The 17707-nt window shown below is 68.2% G+C and carries 18 protein-coding genes; 10 read left to right on the forward strand and 8 right to left on the reverse strand.

The genetic code is table 11. From position 1 onward, the window contains the following. Positions 1-55 precede the first annotated feature (55 nt). Entirely contained in the window at positions 56-1195 is a 1140-nt protein-coding gene (locus tag ACQPYS_RS01270; RefSeq protein ID WP_063035252.1) for an ArsA family ATPase, read from the reverse strand. After that, positions 1192-2211, reverse strand: a complete 1020-nt coding sequence (locus ACQPYS_RS01275; protein ID WP_431939593.1) for an ArsA-related P-loop ATPase — start codon at positions 2209-2211, stop codon at positions 1192-1194. The genes ACQPYS_RS01270 and ACQPYS_RS01275 overlap by 4 nt, the downstream gene beginning before the upstream one ends. Before the next feature lie 168 nt (positions 2212-2379). Here ACQPYS_RS01275 and ACQPYS_RS01280 point away from each other — a divergent pair, with 168 nt between their 5' ends. The 3 genes from ACQPYS_RS01280 (at position 2380) to ACQPYS_RS01290 (ending at position 3919) form a co-directional block, all read left to right on the forward strand. Continuing rightward, positions 2380-2544: a DUF4177 domain-containing protein gene (locus tag ACQPYS_RS01280; RefSeq protein ID WP_085995322.1), complete on the forward strand. Its 165-nt coding sequence runs from the start codon at positions 2380-2382 to the stop codon at positions 2542-2544. Between the two features lie 32 nt (positions 2545-2576). Beyond that, positions 2577-3035 carry a RidA family protein gene (locus tag ACQPYS_RS01285; RefSeq protein ID WP_157107150.1) on the forward strand — a complete coding sequence of 153 codons (459 nt, stop codon included), beginning with the start codon at positions 2577-2579 and terminating at the stop codon, positions 3033-3035. 68 nt (positions 3036-3103) lie between these two features. Beyond that, a complete protein-coding gene (locus ACQPYS_RS01290; RefSeq protein ID WP_431939592.1) occupies positions 3104-3919 on the forward strand; it encodes an MBL fold metallo-hydrolase in 816 nt (271 codons plus the stop codon). Between the two features lie 154 nt (positions 3920-4073). Here ACQPYS_RS01290 and ACQPYS_RS01295 read toward each other — a convergent pair whose 3' ends face one another. After that, positions 4074-4748: a Crp/Fnr family transcriptional regulator gene (locus tag ACQPYS_RS01295; protein ID WP_063035255.1), complete on the reverse strand. Its 675-nt coding sequence runs from the start codon at positions 4746-4748 to the stop codon at positions 4074-4076. 179 nt (positions 4749-4927) lie between these two features. After that, the gene (locus ACQPYS_RS01300) at positions 4928-5167 is read right to left on the reverse strand and encodes a hypothetical protein (RefSeq protein WP_081877169.1); all 240 of its coding nucleotides are present in this window, start codon (positions 5165-5167) and stop codon (positions 4928-4930) included. A 169-nt stretch (positions 5168-5336) separates the two neighbouring features. On the opposite strand from ACQPYS_RS01300, the gene nth reads away from it, so the two are divergent. From nth to ACQPYS_RS01320, 4 genes are all read left to right on the forward strand, one after another. Further along, entirely contained in the window at positions 5337-6107 is a 771-nt protein-coding gene (gene nth / locus ACQPYS_RS01305; protein WP_433492943.1) for an endonuclease III, read from the forward strand. After that, positions 6104-6757, forward strand: coding sequence for a TlpA family protein disulfide reductase (locus ACQPYS_RS01310; RefSeq protein WP_433491489.1), 654 nt, complete (start codon positions 6104-6106; stop codon positions 6755-6757). Before nth ends, ACQPYS_RS01310 begins: the two co-directional genes overlap by 4 nt. A 64-nt stretch (positions 6758-6821) precedes the next feature. Then, on the forward strand, positions 6822-7526 hold the full coding sequence (locus ACQPYS_RS01315; protein ID WP_433491490.1) for an NUDIX hydrolase: 705 nt from the start codon (positions 6822-6824) through the stop codon (positions 7524-7526). Continuing rightward, positions 7523-8716, forward strand: a complete 1194-nt coding sequence (locus tag ACQPYS_RS01320) for a MarP family serine protease (protein WP_063035259.1) — start codon at positions 7523-7525, stop codon at positions 8714-8716. Before ACQPYS_RS01315 ends, ACQPYS_RS01320 begins: the two co-directional genes overlap by 4 nt. A gap of 208 nt (positions 8717-8924) precedes the next feature. Here the strand turns inward: ACQPYS_RS01320 and ACQPYS_RS01325 are convergent, their stop codons facing one another. From ACQPYS_RS01325 to acs, 4 genes are all read right to left on the reverse strand, one after another. Further along, the gene (locus ACQPYS_RS01325; RefSeq protein ID WP_431939427.1) at positions 8925-9893 is read right to left on the reverse strand and encodes an alpha/beta fold hydrolase; all 969 of its coding nucleotides are present in this window, start codon (positions 9891-9893) and stop codon (positions 8925-8927) included. 49 nt (positions 9894-9942) lie between these two features. Beyond that, the gene (locus ACQPYS_RS01330; RefSeq protein ID WP_063035261.1) at positions 9943-10443 is read right to left on the reverse strand and encodes a phage holin family protein; all 501 of its coding nucleotides are present in this window, start codon (positions 10441-10443) and stop codon (positions 9943-9945) included. A 37-nt stretch (positions 10444-10480) separates the two neighbouring features. Beyond that, positions 10481-11716 carry a Na+/H+ antiporter NhaA gene (gene nhaA / locus ACQPYS_RS01335; protein WP_433491491.1) on the reverse strand — a complete coding sequence of 412 codons (1236 nt, stop codon included), beginning with the start codon at positions 11714-11716 and terminating at the stop codon, positions 10481-10483. Between the two features lie 182 nt (positions 11717-11898). Continuing rightward, positions 11899-13854 (reverse strand): acetate--CoA ligase, encoded by a 1956-nt coding sequence (gene acs / locus ACQPYS_RS01340; RefSeq protein ID WP_433491492.1) that lies wholly within the window; start codon positions 13852-13854, stop codon positions 11899-11901. Positions 13855-14131: 277 nt separating this feature from the next. Between acs and ACQPYS_RS01345 the strand changes: the two genes are divergently transcribed. From ACQPYS_RS01345 to ACQPYS_RS01355, 3 genes are read left to right on the forward strand one after another with little or no spacing between them, the layout of a single operon-like run. Further along, positions 14132-15745 carry a peptide ABC transporter substrate-binding protein gene (locus ACQPYS_RS01345; protein ID WP_431939425.1) on the forward strand — a complete coding sequence of 538 codons (1614 nt, stop codon included), beginning with the start codon at positions 14132-14134 and terminating at the stop codon, positions 15743-15745. Between the two features lie 40 nt (positions 15746-15785). Then, positions 15786-16712: an ABC transporter permease gene (locus ACQPYS_RS01350; protein ID WP_063035264.1), complete on the forward strand. Its 927-nt coding sequence runs from the start codon at positions 15786-15788 to the stop codon at positions 16710-16712. 14 nt (positions 16713-16726) lie between these two features. Continuing rightward, the gene (locus ACQPYS_RS01355; protein ID WP_433491493.1) at positions 16727-17689 is read left to right on the forward strand and encodes an ABC transporter permease; all 963 of its coding nucleotides are present in this window, start codon (positions 16727-16729) and stop codon (positions 17687-17689) included. Positions 17690-17707 lie beyond the last annotated feature (18 nt).

Here is a 17707-nt window from a genome sequence, read left to right on the forward strand (position 1 = left end):
TTCGAGTGCCCGGCGGTTTGCCCGGTCGGGGCGAGCGGAGCCGGGCCCGGGCTGCTCAGCGGTCCCCGGCGGTCTGCGTTCCGGCCAATTGCGCCCCGACCGCCCGCAGCGCGGCCAGATCGGTCACATCGAACGGCAGCGCGGTCACCGAGACGATCGGGACCCGGGGATGCGCGCCCGTGAACCGGTGCAGCAGATGCTGTTCACGCCGTGCGGTCGCGACCCGCTGCGCGTGGACTCGCAGCACCCCTGCCGATAGCGGATCCGAATCATCGAGGCGGTCGGCGGCCGTGAGGGCGTGATCCGAGGGCAGCGAGCACAGCACCGGATGGGTCCGATTGAGTACCAGCCCGGCCAGCGGCATCTGCTCGGTGGACAGCCGGTCCACGAAGAACGACGCTTCGCGCAGTGCGTCGGGTTCCGGCGCGGCGACCACCAGGAAATGGGTACCGGGCTTGGCCAGCATGGCGAATGTGCGGTTGGCTCGCTCCTGGAAGCCGCCGAACAGCGATTCCAGCGATTGCAGAAAATTCGAGGCGTCCTTGAGCATCTGGCCGCCCACGATGGTCGACACCCCGCGTACGGCCAAGGCCATGGCGCCCGTGACGAACCGCCCGACGCCCCGGCCGGGAGCCATGATGACCCGGATCATCCGGCCCTCCAAGAAGGTGCCGAGCCGTTTGGGGGCGTCGAGGAAGTCCAGGGCGTTGCGCGAGGGCGGGGTGTCCACGACGACCAGATCCCATTCGCGGCGCCCCGCGAGTTGGCCGAGCTTCTCCATCGCCATGTATTCCTGGGTGCCGCCGAACGAGGAGGCCACCGCTTGATAGAAGGGGTTGGCGAAGATCTGCTCGGCCTTCTCGGCGGTGGTGTGCTCCAGCACCATCTCGTCGAAGGTGCGCCGCATGTTCAGCATCATGGCGTGCAACTCGCCCTTGGCCTCCGGTCCCAGCTCGACCCGCTGCGGACTGTTGTCCAGGTCCCCGACCCCCAGCGACTGGGCCAGTCGGCGAGCCGGGTCGATGGTGAGGACGACGACCTTGCGTCCCTGCTCGGCCGCCCGCAATGCGATCGCCGCCGCCGTGGTGGTCTTACCGACGCCGCCGGAACCGCAGCACACCACGACGCGAGCCGCCGGGTCGGCGAGGATGGTCGAGATGTCGAGGGGGGCCGGACCGGCCGGTCGAGTGCTCATCGGACTCCCTGCTCGCTCAGATGGGCGGCCAGTTCGTAGAGGCCGCCCAGGTCCATACCGTTGGGGAGGGCGGGCAGCAGCAGCCGGGCGACCTCCAGATCGAGGAGTTCGGCCGCACTGGTGTCCTGGGCGCCGAGGGTGGCCGAATGTTCCACTGTCTCGGTGAGCAGCCCCGCGAAGTCGGCGGCGGACAGCGTGATCCCGGCGGATTCCAGGCCGGCGCGGATGGCGTCGGTATCGAGTTCACCCGCGGCCGCGGCCGCCCGCGTCTGTGCGCTGAGCGGGCTGTGTGCGGCGCGATTGACGATCACGCTGCCGATACGCAAATCTTTTCCGCGCAGTTCGGCGATGGCGTCCAGCGTCTCCTGGACGGGCAGCGCTTCGAGCAGTGTCACCAGATGGATCACCGTCTGGTCCGAATGCAGCAGTTTGGACACTCCGTCGGCCTGGGCGGCGATCGGGCCGCCTTTGGCGAGTTCGGCCATGGCCTGGGTGACGTCGAGGAAACCGGCGATCCGGCCGGTCGGCGGTGCGTCGACGACCACCTCGTCGTAGACGGGCCGCCCGGTCCTGTCGGACCGGACCACACATTCCTTGATCTTGCCGGTCAGGATGACATCGCGCAGGCCCGGCGCGATGGTGGTGACGAAATCTATGGCGCCCATCCGGCGCATCGCCCGGCCGGCGAAGCCGAGGTTGTAGAACATATCGAGGTATTCCAGGAACGAGTGCTCGATATCGAGTGCCAGGGCCACCACTTCGCCGCCGCCGTCGGCGGTGGCGATCTTCGTTTCGGTCGGGGGCAGCGGCGGCAGATCGAACAACTGGGCGATCGACTGACGGTTCTCCACCTCGACCAGCAGCACCCGCCGCCCCCCGGCGGCCAACGCCAGGGCCAGAGACGCGGACACCGTGGATTTACCGGTGCCACCCTTACCGGATACGTAGTGCAGGCGGGCGTTCGTCGCGCTGTCGGGCCACCCCGTCTTCAGGCCCGGTTCGGCCGATTCCGACATCGTCGTTGGTTCTGCCACGGTCGCGAGCCTATAACTCGGACTGGACGTATGCCCGCATACTGCGGTAAGTGCGGATGTGGTGTACCAGACACCGGGGCCGGCCCTCTATCACCGCACCCGCGGTCGCGCCGTGGGCCTCGCGGACGGCACCCAGTAGGCTCCGTGCGCATGAGCGATGTGACCCAGTGGGAATACGCGACCGTACCGCTGCTGACGCATGCGACCAAACAGATCCTGGATCAGTGGGGCGCCGACGGGTGGGAGCTGGTGACCGTGCTGCCCGGGCCGACCGGTGAGCAGCATGTCGCCTACCTCAAGCGCCCGAAGCAGTAAGCGCCGTGGCGGAATCCGAAACGAACCGGCCCGTGACCGAATGGCGGGCCAATCTCGACCGCCTGGGCTTGACGGTGCCGCCCGTGGTGGCTCCGGTGGCCGCGTACGTGCCCGCGCTACGCACCGGCAACCACGTCTACACCTCCGGACAGCTGCCGTTCGTGGCGGGTGAACTGTCGGCGGTCGGGAAGGTCGGGGCCGAGGTCTCGCTCGACGAGGCGGTGACCGCCGCCCGCTGGTGCGCGGTGAACGCGCTGGCCGCCGTCCACGACCTGGTCGGTCTCGACGAGGTCGTGCGGATCGTGAAGGTGGTCGGGTTCGTCGCCTCGGCACCGGGATTCACCGATCAGCCGCTGGTGATCAACGGCGCCTCGGAGTTCCTCGGTGAGGTGTTCGGGCCCGCGGGCGCGCACGCGCGCTCGGCGGTCGGCGTCTTCGAACTGCCGAAGAACACCCCGGTGGAGGTCGAACTCATCGCCGAGGTGCGCTGAGCAGGGCGGACGCTCCCGGTTCGGCAGACCCGCCGCGTTGCCCATAGATTCGAACGGGCGACTTTCGAATTGGAGGTGTTGTGGTGACACTCACCCATCCGGCCTATGGGCAACTGCGCGTGGTGACGCCGTCGGCGTCGGTACTGCTCGCGAACAATCCGGGACCGATGACTCTGGACGGCACGAACACCTGGATCCTGCGATCACCCGATCGCGCGGACTGTGTGGTGGTGGACCCGGGCCCCGACGATCCGGCGCATATCGCGGCGATCGCCGAGGTGACCGGTGGTGCGGTGGCGCTCACGCTGATCACCCATCGGCACCCCGACCACACCGGCGGAATCGACGAGTTGGTGCGGCTGACCGGGACACCGGTGCGGGCCATGGATCCGGAGTTTCTGCGTGGCGATGTGGCGACGCTCACCGACGGTGAAGTGGTCGAGGCCGCAGGGGTGCGGATCACAGTGCTGCACACTCCCGGGCACACCGCCGATTCGGTGAGCTTCCTGCTGGAGGACGCGGTCCTGAGCGGGGACACCATTCTCGGCCGCGGCACCACGGTGCTCGACCGCGACGGCACGCTGCGGGACTACCTGGGGTCGATGGACCGGTTGCTCGAAGCCGGGGTCGGACGGGCCCTGCTGCCCGCGCACGGTCCGGATCATCCGGATGTGGAACCGGTAGCGCGGTATTACATCGCGCATCGGCACGAGCGGCTCGCGCAGGTCCGTACGGCCCTGGCCGAACTCGGGGCCGACGCGGACGCCATGGATGTGGTGCGCACGGTGTACTCCGACGTCGACGAGAGCCTGTGGCCGGCCGCGCGCAGCTCGGTGGAATCGCAGCTCACGTATCTGCGGTCGGAGCGGGACACGCAGAACTGAGTCGAGCGAATTCGGCGACGGGCGGCGCTCCGAGAGGCAGATAACCCTCGGAGCGCCGCCCGTTCTACGCAGCAGCGCCGCAGATACCGAGCGCGCCGGCGGGTGATCCGCCCTCCGCAATCGGGCGGACTCCCGAGCCGTTCGTACGGAGGTGTCAGCGAGCCCGGCGGGCCAACCGCTCGGAGTCGGAGATCAGCACGCTCTTGCCTTCGAGGCGCAGCCAGCCGCGGTGCGCGAAATCGGCGAGCGCCTTGTTGACCGTCTCGCGGGAGGCGCCGACGAGCTGGGCGATCTCCTCCTGGGTCAGGTCGTGGGTCACCCGCAGCGCGCCGGCCTCCTGGGTGCCGAACCGCTGCGCGAGCTGCAGCAGCGCCTTGGCGACCCGGCCGGGCACGTCGGTGAAGATCAGGTCCGCGAGGTTGTTGTTGGTCCGGCGCAACCGGCGGGCGAGCACCCGCAGCAGCTGTTCGGCGATCTCGGGGCGCTGATCGATCCACGCCTTGAGCGCCTCCCGGTCCATGGTCACGGCGCGGACCTCGGTCACCGTGGTGGCGGTGGAGGTACGTGGGCCGGGATCGAAGATGGACAGCTCACCGAACATATCCGACGGACCCATGATGGTCAGCAGATTCTCCCGGCCGTCCGGGGAGCGGCGGCCCAGCTTCACCTTGCCGGACGTGATGATGTACAGCCGATCACCCGGTTCGCCCTCGTTGAAGATGACGTGGCCGCGAGGGAAATCCACGGGCTGCAGCTGTTTGGCGAGCGCAGCCACCGCGGTGGGCTCAACGCCTTGGAAGATGCCTGCTCTGGCGAGGGCCTCGTCCACGAATGTGCTCCTTAGGGAAATGGCTGTAGTCGTCGGGCGGACCGATGCGGTTCGGCCGACAGTGCAGTCTACGCGGCCTTATCGACGCGCAGTGACAGACACCACGTAAGGAAGGTTAACCGTGGGCGAGTCGGGGCGGTCCGGCCGCCCGCGCGATCGGCCCGCACGGGCGTTGTCGATCAGCTCGCACGGGCGATGTCGACGGTCTCGCGCGCCTCCTCGCTGCGATTACGGCGGCGGCGCATACGCGCGACCGCCGCCGGTAGTCCGAGCTTTGTCAGCTCGTTGACCTCGGCGTTGCTGGCCTTGTCCAGGTAGGCCTGGACTTCCTCGTCGGGCTCGAGAAGTTTGCGCAGACGGTTCTCCACCCGTTCCATGCCGAGTGCGAACAGCATCAACACCACTGGGAAGAGCACCACAGCGAGTCCTTGCATGCCGGGTAGTTAACACTGTCGAGGTCTCAGATGGAATACGGGAGTAGAACTGAGAAGACAACGTTGTCGGACGGTTCCGTATGGTGGACGGGTGCGTACCTCCCCCTCAGAAACCGTCGGAAGCGACATTTCCGGCACTGTCGAGGCGGCTGTCGTGCGCCCGGCCGCCGGCGGGGCGCGCACCCGTAGATCCAGTACTCGACCGGCGGAAACGCGTTTGGGTCTGGTGCGTCGCGCCCGCCGGATGAACCGGCTTCTGGCGCGCGCATTTCCCGACGCTCATTGCGAGTTGGATTTCGGTACTCCGCTGGAACTCGCGGTGGCCACGATCCTGTCCGCGCAATGCACGGATGTGCGAGTGAATATGACCACTCCAGCTCTGTTCGCCGCCTATCCCGACGCCCGGGCCTATGCCGAGGCCAACCGTGCGGAGCTGGAAGAACTCATCCGTCCCACCGGTTTCTATCGCAACAAGGCGAATTCACTCATCGGCCTCGGACAGGCACTACTCGAACACTACGACGGTGAATTACCTCACACGATGGCGGAACTGGTCCGTTTACCGGGCATCGGCCGAAAAACCGCCAATGTGATTCTCGGTAACGCATTCGGAATTCCGGGTATCACCGTCGATACCCATTTCGGCCGGTTGGTGCGTCGATGGGGGTGGACCACCGAGGAGGACCCGGTAAAAGTCGAACACGCGATCGGTGCGCTGATCGAGCGCAAGGACTGGACGATGCTGTCGCACCGGGTGATCTTCCACGGGCGCCGGGTCTGTCATGCCCGGAAGCCGGCGTGCGGGGTCTGTCTGCTGGCCAAGGACTGCCCCTCGTTCGGGGCCGGACCGACCGGTCCGGAAGCGGCGGCCAAACTCGTGAAGGGACCCGAGGCGCCGCATCTGCTCGAACTGGTGGGCCGTTGAGTCGCGTACCGGTTTTCTGGAAATGGGCATTGACGGCGGTAATCGTGGCATTGGCGGCCGCGATCGCTTTCTGGCCGCGCGGTGGTTCGGAAAACGCCGGAACCGCCCCGCAGCACACCCGGACGATCGATCCCGCGTTGCGAGCGGCGTCGGGGGCCGCCCAATGCCCCACCGCCTCGGCACCGGCGGAGCCACCTGGTCCGCTGACGGATCTGGTGCTGAGCTGTCTGGCCGACGCCGCACCGGCGTACCCGGGCCGCCTCACCGGCCGGCCCGTGGTGCTCAACCTTTGGGCGTACTGGTGCCAGCCGTGCCGCACCGAACTACCGCTCTTCCAGGAATACGCCGACCGCGCGGGCTCCGCGGTGCAGGTCATCACGGTGCACAGTGACCCGGACGAGGCCAAAGCGCTGGCGCTGCTCGCCGCGCTCAACGACGATCTGCGGGCGCAGGGGCGCGCCGAACTGCACCTGCCGGGCCTGCAGGACCCCGATGCCCGGGTCCGCGCCGCCGCGCAGGCGCCGACAGCCCTGCCGATCACCGTTCTGGTCCGCCCGGACGGTTCGATCGCGGACTATGTCGCTCGTCCGTTCCGCGATGCGGACGATATCGCCGCCAGTGTGGCCGCCGCACTAGGAGTCACCGCGTGATGCGTTACCTCCGCCTTCGCTTCAGCCTCCGCGGATCGTATGTAACCCCCTCGAGGGAGGCCCTGTGAGCGAAGATCGAGTACCGCCCTGGCTGAGTGGGGCGGCGGGGCCGGGCCGGCCCGATTTCTCCGACACCCTGGGCCGGACGCGGAGCCTGCGGCGCGTGGTGGCGGGCAAGGTCCGCGAGGCCGCGGTGCTGGTGCTCTTCGCGGGTGATCCGGCCGGCGACCCGGCCGCGCCCGGCGGCCTGCCTGCCGACGCCGAGATCCTGCTCACCCAGCGCGCGTCCACCATGCGGCAGCACCGCGGGCAGGTGGCGTTTCCCGGCGGCGCCGTGGACCCCGGCGACGACGGTCCGGTCGACACCGCGTTACGGGAGGCATGGGAGGAAACCGGCCTGGACCGGGCCGGCGTGCAGCCGGTCACCACACTCCCGAAACTGTTCGTCCCGCCGTCGCGCTTCGATGTGACCCCGGTCGTCTCCTATTGGCGGACGCCGAGTGAGGTGCGGGTGGTGGACCGGGCCGAAACCGATCGCGTGGTGCGGGTTCCGATGGCGGAACTCCTTGATCCGGCCAACCGGTTCCTGGTGCGCAGCGCGCTCGGGTACCGGAGTCCGGCCTTCCAGGTGGACGGAATGTTGGTCTGGGGGCTCACCGGCGGCATACTGGCCGGACTCATGACTTCACTGGGCTGGGAATCGGAATGGGACCGAACCGACGTGCGTGATCTGGAAGAGGCCTTGGCCGCGGTGGGGATGGTGTTGTGAGCTCCTCGGCGTGGCTCGATATAGCGGTTGTCATATTGGCGCTCCTGGCCGCCTCCTCCGGGTGGCGGCAGGGCGCGGTGGCGTCCGCACTGGCTTTTCTCGGGGTGGTGCTCGGCGCGGTTGCCGGAATCCTGATCGCCCCGCACATTCTCGTGCACATCGATGAGGGCCGCAGCCGGGTACTGGCCGGGGTCCTGCTCATCGTGCTGCTGGTGATCGTCGGTGAAGTAGCGGGCATGGTGCTGGGCCGGGCGGCGCGCAGCGGGATGACCCATCCGTTCGCGCGCGGTGTCGACAGTGTGGTGGGCGCGGTGCTGCAGACCGGCGCCGTGCTGGTGACGGCCTGGCTGCTGGCGCTTCCACTGGCGACCTCGTCGCAGCCCGCCATCGCCTCGGCCATCAACAGTTCCCGCGTACTCGCCGACGTCAACCGGGTCGCCCCGGACTGGTTGCGCCAATTGCCCAACGAGTTCTCCAAACTGCTCAACACCTCGGGCCTGCCGGATGTGATCGGCCCGTTCGGGCGTGCGCCCATCGCCGCGGTGGAACCGCCGGATCCCAGCGTGCTGGCCAGTCCGGTCGCCGGCTCCCTGCAGCAGAGCGTGCTGCGTATCCGCGGTGTGGCACCGAGCTGCCAGCGGGCGCTGGAAGGTTCCGGTTTCGTGGTGGCGCCGGAGCGGGTGCTGACCAACGCGCACGTGGTGGCCGGAACCACCAGCGTGACGGTGGATTCCGCGGCCGGGCCGCTGGATGCCACGGTGGTCGAATTCGATCCGTCCATGGATATCGCGGTGCTGTCGGTGCCCGGGTTGGTGGCGCCGGTCATTCCGCAGGCGCCGGAGCCGGCCGTATCGGGTGAGAGCGCGATCGTGCTCGGCTACCCCGGAGGTGGCCGGTACACGGCGAGCGCGGCCCGGGTGCGCGAGACGCTGGACCTGACCGGTCCCACCATCTACCGGGACGGCACGGTGGAGCGTGAGGTGTACACCGTGCGCGGGTCGGTGCGGGCCGGGAATTCGGGTGGACCACTGGTCGATACCGAGGGCAAGGTGCTGGGTGTGGTGTTCGGTGCCGCCGTCACCGACGACGACACCGGTTACGTGCTCACCCTCGACGAGGTCCGGGAGCGTATCGATATGGCGCCCTCGGCCGGTTCGCCGGTGGATACCGGTCCCTGCGTACTGAGCTGATGGCCGGCGGCGGCCCGGCCGGGTGCCCTGCCGCAGCCCGAGTTCCGGTCGCCCGGCTGCGCCGGATTGCGATGGTCCTGCCCGACTGGCGCTCATCCGGAGTACCCCCGACCACGCTCCCGCCATACGCGGGTCCCCGACGGGCGCCTGCCGCGCTCACGTTCTGCCGTGCGTCCGGTCGTGGTTATGCACTGCCGGGCCGCGCGTTTCAGGCAGGGCGGCCCGGTTTTCGCCGGTCCGGCCCGGCGAGCAGTTTCGCGATCTCCGCGGTGACCGCGTCCGGGTTCTCCAGATGCGCGAAATGCGCGGCGTCCCGAATGGTGACCACCCGGCGGTGCGGCGACAGCTCCGGGCCGCGATGCACGGTGGCGGGCAGGATGTAGCGGTCGGACTCGCCGCGCATGGAAACCACCGGGATATCGATCGGCCGGCGCATCACCGCCATGAACCGGCGACCGTCGGCCCGCCACTGGCTGCGGAAGGCCCAGCGCCGGTATTCCAGCCCGCAGTGGGCGGCTCCGGGAATCCGGATGGCCGAACGCATCCGGTTCGCGCTGTCGGCGAATTCCGCGGTCCGGGCCCAGGACCGCGCGCCGCGGTCGGCCAGGATCCGCACGGCTCCGGCACCGTCGTCGCGGGTGAGCCGGTGCTCGGGGTAGCGGGGGAGCTGGTCGCGCAGGAAGTCCGGCAACCACGCTCGCCGCTGGCTGCTGTCCCGCAGCACCGAACTCTTCAGGGCCGCCGGATGCGGCGAGGACACCACCGCGATCGACCGGACCAGCCGTGGGTGCAGGACCGCGGTCGCCCAGCAGACCAGGCCACCGTCGGCATGTCCGACCAGGGTCGCGCCGGTGTGCCCGAGTGCGCGGATCAGCCCGGCGATATCCCCGGCCAGCGTCCAGCCGTCGTAGCCGCGCGGCGGTTTGTCGCTGTCGCCGTAGCCGCGCAGATCGACCGCGACCACATGGTTGCCGAGTTCGGCCAGCGCGGTCAGCTGGTGGCGCCACGACCACCAGAAGTCCGCGAACCCGTGCAGCAGGACGACCAGCGGCGCATCCGGATGCTCCGGCCCGGCACTCGCGATATGCAGCCGTATCCCATTGGCGTGCACATCGCGGTGCGTCCAGGGGCCGCCGAAGCGCACGCTGGACGGGTCCGGTGGAAAGTTCGACGCCACGTCGTCCGAGCGTAGTGAACGCCGGGACATCACCGTGTGGCGGTCCTGCCTACCGCTGCGCGGTCTTCTCCAGCGCGCCGGGCTCGTCGTGGCTGCCGAACCCGGAGGGCAGGACCGTACGGGTCTGCTTGAGCGAATCGATCGTCTTCTCCGGTGCGCGCAGCTTCTTCACCTTGCGGTAGCCGAGGAACGCCAGCAGCGAGGTCACCAGGATCATGAGCGCGAAGACGATCCAGAACGCGGCCCACCGGGTGAGCCAGATATCCAGGGTCTCGGCCACGGCGAAGAAGAAGAAGAAACTGCTGAACAGCAGTACGGTCAGCGCGCCGATGAAGTAGACGCTGCCCTGCACGCCCTTCTTGATCTCACCGGTGACCTCGGCCTTGGCCAGGGCCACCTCGGCGCGGACCAGGGTCGAGACCTGCTCGGAGGCGTCGCGGACCAGACTGCCGAAACTGGCCGATGCGTGCGGGTCGATCTCGGACAGCGGAATCGAGGTGACCGTGCCGCCTCGTACACCGTCTCCGTTACCGCCCTGTGTGACACTCACGTGGTCGACCCTCTCCCTGTCCCGATCCTGCTCGGTCTTACTGTTCTGGTTCTAGCGCATCCGCGTCGCGCCGTGCTCGGTGGACACGCCCACGCCGCAACAGTAGCGCCGAACCGGCCAACGATGCGGCCATGGACGTCACCAAAACCGCGGCCTTGGCGAGTTCGGCGGAATCGGGATAGTTCTCCAGTGCCAGTTCCGCCACCAGCAGGCTAACGGTGAACCCGATCGCGCCCAGCACCGACAGGGCGAACATGTCCCGATAACCCAGATGCGCCGGGCGTTCGGCGATTCCGGTGCGGACGGCCAACCAGCTGATCCCGAAGATGCCGGTGGTCTTGCCGATGAGCAGACCGAGGATGATCGCCAGCGACAGCCGGTCGGTGAACAGATCGCCGAAAACTTCCGCGTTGATCGGTACTCCGGCCGCGAAGAGCGCGAACAGCGGCACGCACAGCCCGGCCGAAACGGGTTGGAAACGGTGTTCCCAGCGGGTGGCGGGGGCTTCGGCTTCGCCCTCGTCCGGGCGGACCCGGGTGAGCAGACCACAGGCCACCCCCGCCAGCGTCGGATGGATATGCGCTTCGTGCAGCGCGTACCAGCAGATCAGGGCCAGCGGGAGGTAGATCAGCGGGGAGGTCCACCGTTTGTGCTGCGCGAACCACCAGCCCGCGCAACAGGCCAGTGCGGCGGCCAGCCAGGTGAAGGCCAAGCCGGTGGTGAACAGTACCGCGATGAGCACGATCGCCATCAGATCGTCGACCACGGCCAGGCTCAGTAGAAAAACTCGTGCGCTGGCCGGGATCCGGGAACCGGTCATGGCCAGCACCGCGAGGGCGAAGGCGATATCCGTGGCGACCGGAATCGCCCAGCCGCGGTCCATTCCGTCGACCCCGAAACCCACCGTGTAGGCGATGATCGCCGGTGTCACCACCCCGCCGGCGGCCGCGATGATGGGGAGCGCCGCACGTTTGGGGTCGGCGAGTTCGCCCACGACGAGTTCGCGTTTGAGTTCGAGACCGGCCACGAAGAAGAAGACCGCGAGCAGTCCGTCCTTCACCCAGTCGGCCAGGGTGAGATCCAGATGCAACAGCGGGACGGCCAGATGGGTTTCGGTGAGCGTGAGGTAGCTCTGGCCCCACGGCGAGTTCACCCAGAGCAACGCGACCGCGGCCGCGATGAGCAGCAGTGCGCCACCGACGGTTTCGGTCCGCAGATATCGGGCGAGTTCCAACCGGGGGTTGGTGACCACGGGGAAACCTTTCGGTCGCATGGACGTTACCGCGCCCGCCGTGAAAGTTTCCTTCCATAGACGCGCGCCCATCTCGCCGACCAGACTTCCCGGCACACCTTCGGTAATTCTATTGGCGGCGCCCCCGCGCCGCGAGTCGGGCCCGCCCACGCAAGCCGGCCGGCGAAGGCCGTGGGTTCGCGTGGGCGGGCGCCCGGTTCCGGTCAGTCGGCCCGACCGGCCCGGATGGATTCGAAGACCTGCGGATCGACCAGGGTCGAGGTATCGCCGAGTTCCCGGCCCTCGGCCACATCGCGCAGCAACCGGCGCATGATCTTGCCGCTACGGGTCTTCGGCAGTTCGGGCACCACGTGGATCTCCCGCGGGCGGGCGATCGGACTGATTTCGCGGGCCACCTCGGCCTTGAGTTCGTCGACCATCGTGGCCCCGGTGTCGGTGGCCTCGGCGGTGAGGATCACGAAGGCCACGATGCCCTGACCGGTCGTCTCGTCGGTGGCGCCGACCACCGCCGCTTCCGCCACACCGGAATGCCCGACCAGCGCCGATTCCACTTCGGCGGTGGAGATACGGTGACCGGAAACATTCATCACGTCGTCGACCCGGCCCAGCACCCAGAGGTCGCCGTTGACATCGAGTTTGGCGCCGTCTCCAGCGAAGTACCAGCCCTGCTCGCCGAAACGGTCCCAGTAGGTGGCCCGGTACCGCTCCATATCGCCCCAGATACCCCGCAGCATCGACGGCCACGGCTGGTCCAGGACCAGATAGCCGTTGGCCTCGGTCTCGCCGCGCCGCACGGCCTTGCCCTCTTCGTCGACCACCGCGGCCGAGATACCGGGCACGGGCGTCATGGCGGCACCCGGTTTGGTCGCGGTGATACCGGGCAGCGGCGAGATCATGATGGCGCCGGTCTCGGTCTGCCACCAGGTGTCCACGATCGGGGCGGTGCCGGAGCCGATCACGTCCCGGTACCAGCGCCATGCCTCCGGGTTGATGGGTTCGCCGACCGACCCGAGTACGCGGATGCTGGACAGATCGTGCGCGTCGGGGATCTGGCGGCCCCATTTCATGAAGGTGCGCACCAGCGTCGGCGCCGTGTAGTAGATCGTGACGCCGTATTTCTCGATGATCTGCCAGTGCCGGTGCTCGTCGGGGAAATTCGGCGTGCCCTCGTAGAGCACCTGGGTGGCGCCGTTGGCCAGCGGGCCGTAGACGATATAGCTGTGCCCGGTCACCCAGCCCACATCGGCGGTGCACCAGTACACATCGGTTTCGGGTTTGTGGTCGAAGACCACTCGGTGGGTGTAGCTGGTCTGGGTGAGGTAGCCGCCGCTGGTGTGCAGGATGCCCTTGGGCTTTCCCGTGGTCCCCGAGGTGTACAGGATGAACAGGGGATGTTCGGCGTCGAAGGCCTGCGCCTCGTGGACCGGATCGGCCTGCGCGACTGTCTCGTGCCACCAGAGGTCGCGGCCCTCGGTCCACTCGACCTCGGTGCCGACCCGGCGGACCACCAGGACGTGCTCGACGCTGGAGGGCACATCGCCCTTGGCGTACAGCGCCTCGTCGACGGCTTCTTTCAGCGGCGCGGGATTACCGCGTCGCCACTGACCGTCGACGGTGATGACCAGCCGTGCTTCGGCGTCGTCGATCCGCTGGCGCAGCGCGGTCGGCGAGAAACCGGCGAAGACCAGTGAATGCGGCAGCCCGAGACGGGCGCAGGCCAGCATTGCCACAATGGTCTCGGGGATCATCGGCATATAGATCGCCACCCGGTCGCCCGCGGTCAGCCCGAGTTCGGTCAGGTAATTGGCGGCCCGGCTCACCTCGGCGAGCAGATCGGAATAGGTGATGGTGCGGGAATCGCCCGGTTCGCCCTCCCAGTGCAGCGCGACCTTGTCACCGCGCCCCTCCAGCACATGGCGGTCCACGCAGTTGTAGGCGACATTGAGCCGGCCGCCGACGAACCATTTCGCGACCGGTGCGTCGGTCCAGTCGAGTACCCGGCTCCACCGCTCGTGCCAGTGCAGGTGATCGGCCTGCTCGGTCCAGAACGCCTCGCGGTCCTGCGTGGCACGCTCGTAGATACCGGCATCGACATTCGCCGCGGCAGCGAACTCCGCACTCGGCGGGTAGGCGTCCGGGTGATCGGCGGTTTCGGTCATCTGAGTCACTTCCTTCGCGTTACCTGCACCATAAGGGGCCATCTGTGACCCTAGACTCTCGCTCCGGCCCGCCGGGGTGATCCCGGGACGAATGGTCGCCGGTACCCGGTGAGCGGCAGGCGGCGGCCGACGAACGGCCAACCCGCGGCACGGTCGCGGCGGCCCGGCAGTCGCTCCGAGAGTCCACGAACCCGGCAGGATCGCGCAACGGGCCCTATAGTCTGCTGACAACTCTGCGGGGTGCCGAGGCCGTGGTCGTGACGAGCCGGGAGGGTGTGTGAGGGGATCGTCGTGGGTGCTGCGGACGGCCGCACTGGTACTGGTCCTGGTCGGCGCGACGGTACTGCCGTCCTGCACGGTGACGCCGGCCCTCGGCGAATCGATCGCGGTCAACGGTTCCGAACCGCAGAACCCGCTGGTCCCGTCGAATACCAACGAGAACGGCGGCGGGCGCATCGTGGACCGGTTGTTCGCCGGATTGCGCCGCATCGCGGCGGACGGCAGCCTCCACGACGAGGTCGCCGAATCCATCGAGACCACCGATCAGCAGTTCTACCGGGTCCGGCTGAAACGCGGCTGGACGTTCTCCGACGGTTCCCCGGTGACCGCGCATTCGTTCGTCGACGCCTGGAACTACGGCGCCCTGGTCACCAACGCGCAGCTGCAGAGCTATACCTATGCGCCGATCACCGGGTTCGAGGACGTGCAGGCCGACCCGCCTCGGGCACAGACCATGTCGGGGCTGCGGGTGCTCGACGATCTCACCTTCACCGTCGCGCTGAAAGAACCCACCATCGACTTCCGGACGAGGCTGGCCTATGCCCCGTTCTATCCGCTGCCCGCGGCGGCGTACGCGGATATGGAGGCGTTCGGGCAGCGACCGATCGGTAACGGCCCGTACCGCTTCGCGACCGCCGACGCCTGGCGGCACGATGTGAAACTGGACCTGGTGCCCAACGACAGCTACCGGGGTGGGCGTCCGGCCCGTAACAAAGGCCTGACCTTCGTGTTCTATTCGGACTTCGATGCCGCCTACGCCGATCTGCTGGCCGGCAATCTCGATGTGCTGGATACGGTCCCCGCCAGCGCGCTGACCGTGGTGGACGACGATCTGGGGGAGCGGGCGGTCTCGGCGCCGACCGCGCAGAACCAGTGGATCGGTACCCAGCCCGGCCTGCCGCATTTCGGCGGCGAGGAAGGCCGGCTGCGCCGACACGCGATCTCGATGGCCATCCAGCGGCAGGCCATCGGCGACAAGATCTTCCGGGGCACCCGGGCCGCCGCCCGCGACTACACCTCGCGGGTGCTCCCGGGCTACGACGGCGATCTGCCGGGCGCGCAGGTGCTGGACTACAACCCCGACGAGGCGCGCCGGCTGTGGGCGAAGGCCGACGAGATCTCGCCGTGGTCCGGGCGTTTCGAGATCGCCTACAACGCCGACGGCGACCATCAGGCATGGGTGGACGCGGTAGCCAACAGCATCAAGAACACCCTCGGTATCGAGGCCGTGGGCGCGGCCCTGCCGACGTTCAAACAACTGCGCGATCAGATCACCGGCCGGAGCGTCGGCAAAGCGTTCCGGTCGGGCTGGCAGGGCGACTATCCGACCATGCTCCAGTTCCTGGAGCCGGGTTTCCTGAGCAACTCCGAGACCAATGATTTCGACTACCACAACCCGGAATTCGACGCGCTCGTCGCGGCGGCCGAGGCGGCGTCGACCGAGGCCGAATCATGGGCGCTGGTGGGCCGCGCGCAGGCGCTGCTGCTGCGCGATATGCCGACAATCCCGATCTTCGACTACGTCAACTCGGCCGGGTACTCCGAGCGGGTGCGCGGTGTTGTCTTCGGCTGGAACGGCCTGGCCGATTTCGAGAACATCGAGCTGATATGACCGCCGCCCGCGAATCCTCGCCCCGACCGCAGGAGTGCCCATGGCGTGGTATGTAGTGCGGCGTCTGCTGCAGATGATCCCGGTGTTCTTCGGCGCGACCCTGCTCATCTACTTCCTGATCTACAAGATCTCCGGCGGCTCGGTCGCGGCTCTGGCCGGTGACCGCACCCTCACGCCCGCGCTGGAGGCGCAGCTGAAGGCGCGTTACCACCTCGACCGCTCCTTCCTGGTGCAGTACCTCTACTACCTGAAGGGCATCTTCACCTTCGATCTCGGCACCACATTCTCCGGACGGTCGGTGAAAGATGAACTGGCCCGTGCCTTTCCTATCACCCTCCGGCTCGCGGTACTGGCGCTGGTATTCGAGGCGGTGTTCGGGCTCCTGTTCGGCACGCTGGCCGGATTGCGCAAGGGCAAGCTGTTCGACACCACCATGCTCGTGCTGAGCCTGGTGGTGATCGCGGTGCCGGTGTTCGTCCTCGGTTTCCTCGCGCAGTACCTGCTGGGCGTCGAATGGGGGATCGCGCCGGTCACCGTCGGCGCCGATGCGAGCTGGGGTCGCTTGATCGTGCCCGCCCTGGTGCTCGGCTCGCTGTCCTTCGCCTATGTACTGCGGCTGACCCGCAACGCCGTGGCCGAGAACCGGGACGCCGACTATGTGCGTACCGCCACCGCCAAGGGGCTGCCGCGACGCCGGGTGGTCCGGGTGCACATCCTGCGCAATTCGCTCATTCCGGTGGTCACCTTCCTGGGCGCCGATCTGGGCGCGCTGATGGGCGGTGCGATCGTGACCGAGGGCATCTTCAACATTCCGGGTGTCGGCGGCACGCTCTATCAGGCGGTCGTCCGGGGAGAGGCCCCGACGGTGGTCTCGTTCGTCACGGTCCTGATCGTGGTGTTCCTGCTCGCCAACCTGCTGGTGGACCTGTTGTACGCCGTGCTCGATCCGCGGATTCGCTATGCCTGAACAGGAGTGCGGTCATGTCCGATGAGAAGCCGGCCCGCCCCATCAGGCCCGACCGGCAACGCTGGGTCGCCGCCCCGGACGCGGTGACCGTCGAAACCACCGATCGAGTGCACGTGGCGGGCGCACCGCTGGGGTTCTGGGGGCAGGCCTGGCGCGGCCTGCGGCGCAACCCACTCTTCCTGATCGCGATGGCGATCATCGCCCTGGTCCTGGTGGTCGCGGCCTTCCCGGGGCTGTTCACCGATCAGGACCCGCGCTACTGCGTGGTCGACAACAGTCTGCTGCCGCCCAGTTCGGCGCACTGGTTCGGGTTCGACCTGCAGGGTTGCGATATCTATGCCCGCACCGTCTACGGGGCGCGGGCCTCGGTCCTCGTCGGCGTCGGTGCGGCCCTGCTGTTCGTGCTGATCGGCGCGACGCTCGGCGCGCTGGCCGGTTACTACGGTGGGTTGCTCGATTCGGTGATATCGAGGATCTCCGAAATCGTCTATGCCGTACCGCTGATGCTCGCCGCCATCGTGCTCATGCAGCTGTCGACCACGCGCACGGTCGGGCTGGTGATCGTCACCCTCGCCGGTTTCACCTGGCCGCAGGCGGCCCGGATCGCCCGTGGCGCGGTGATCGCCGCGAAGAACAGCGAATACGCGCTCGCGGCCCGGGCGCTCGGCGTCTCCCGGCTCGGCATCCTGGCCCGGCATGTGCTGCCGAACTCGCTGGGCCCGGTGATCGTGGTGACAGCGATCTGGCTCGGGGTTTTCATCGTCACCGAGGCCACACTGTCGTTCCTGGGTGTCGGCCTGCCGCCCACCGAGGTGTCCTGGGGCGCCGATATCGCCACCGGTCAGCAGCAGTTGCGCGGCGGTTCGCTGATCCTGTTCTATCCGTCCACCGCGCTGGCGCTGACGGTGCTCGGTTTCATCATGCTCGGTGACGCACTCGGCGACTCCCTGGATCCGAAAGGGCGGGCGGCGAGGTGATCACCACGGACCGGGGAG

Source organism: Nocardia grenadensis (genome assembly GCF_050942415.1).
Taxonomy (GTDB): domain Bacteria; phylum Actinomycetota; class Actinomycetes; order Mycobacteriales; family Mycobacteriaceae; genus Nocardia; species Nocardia grenadensis.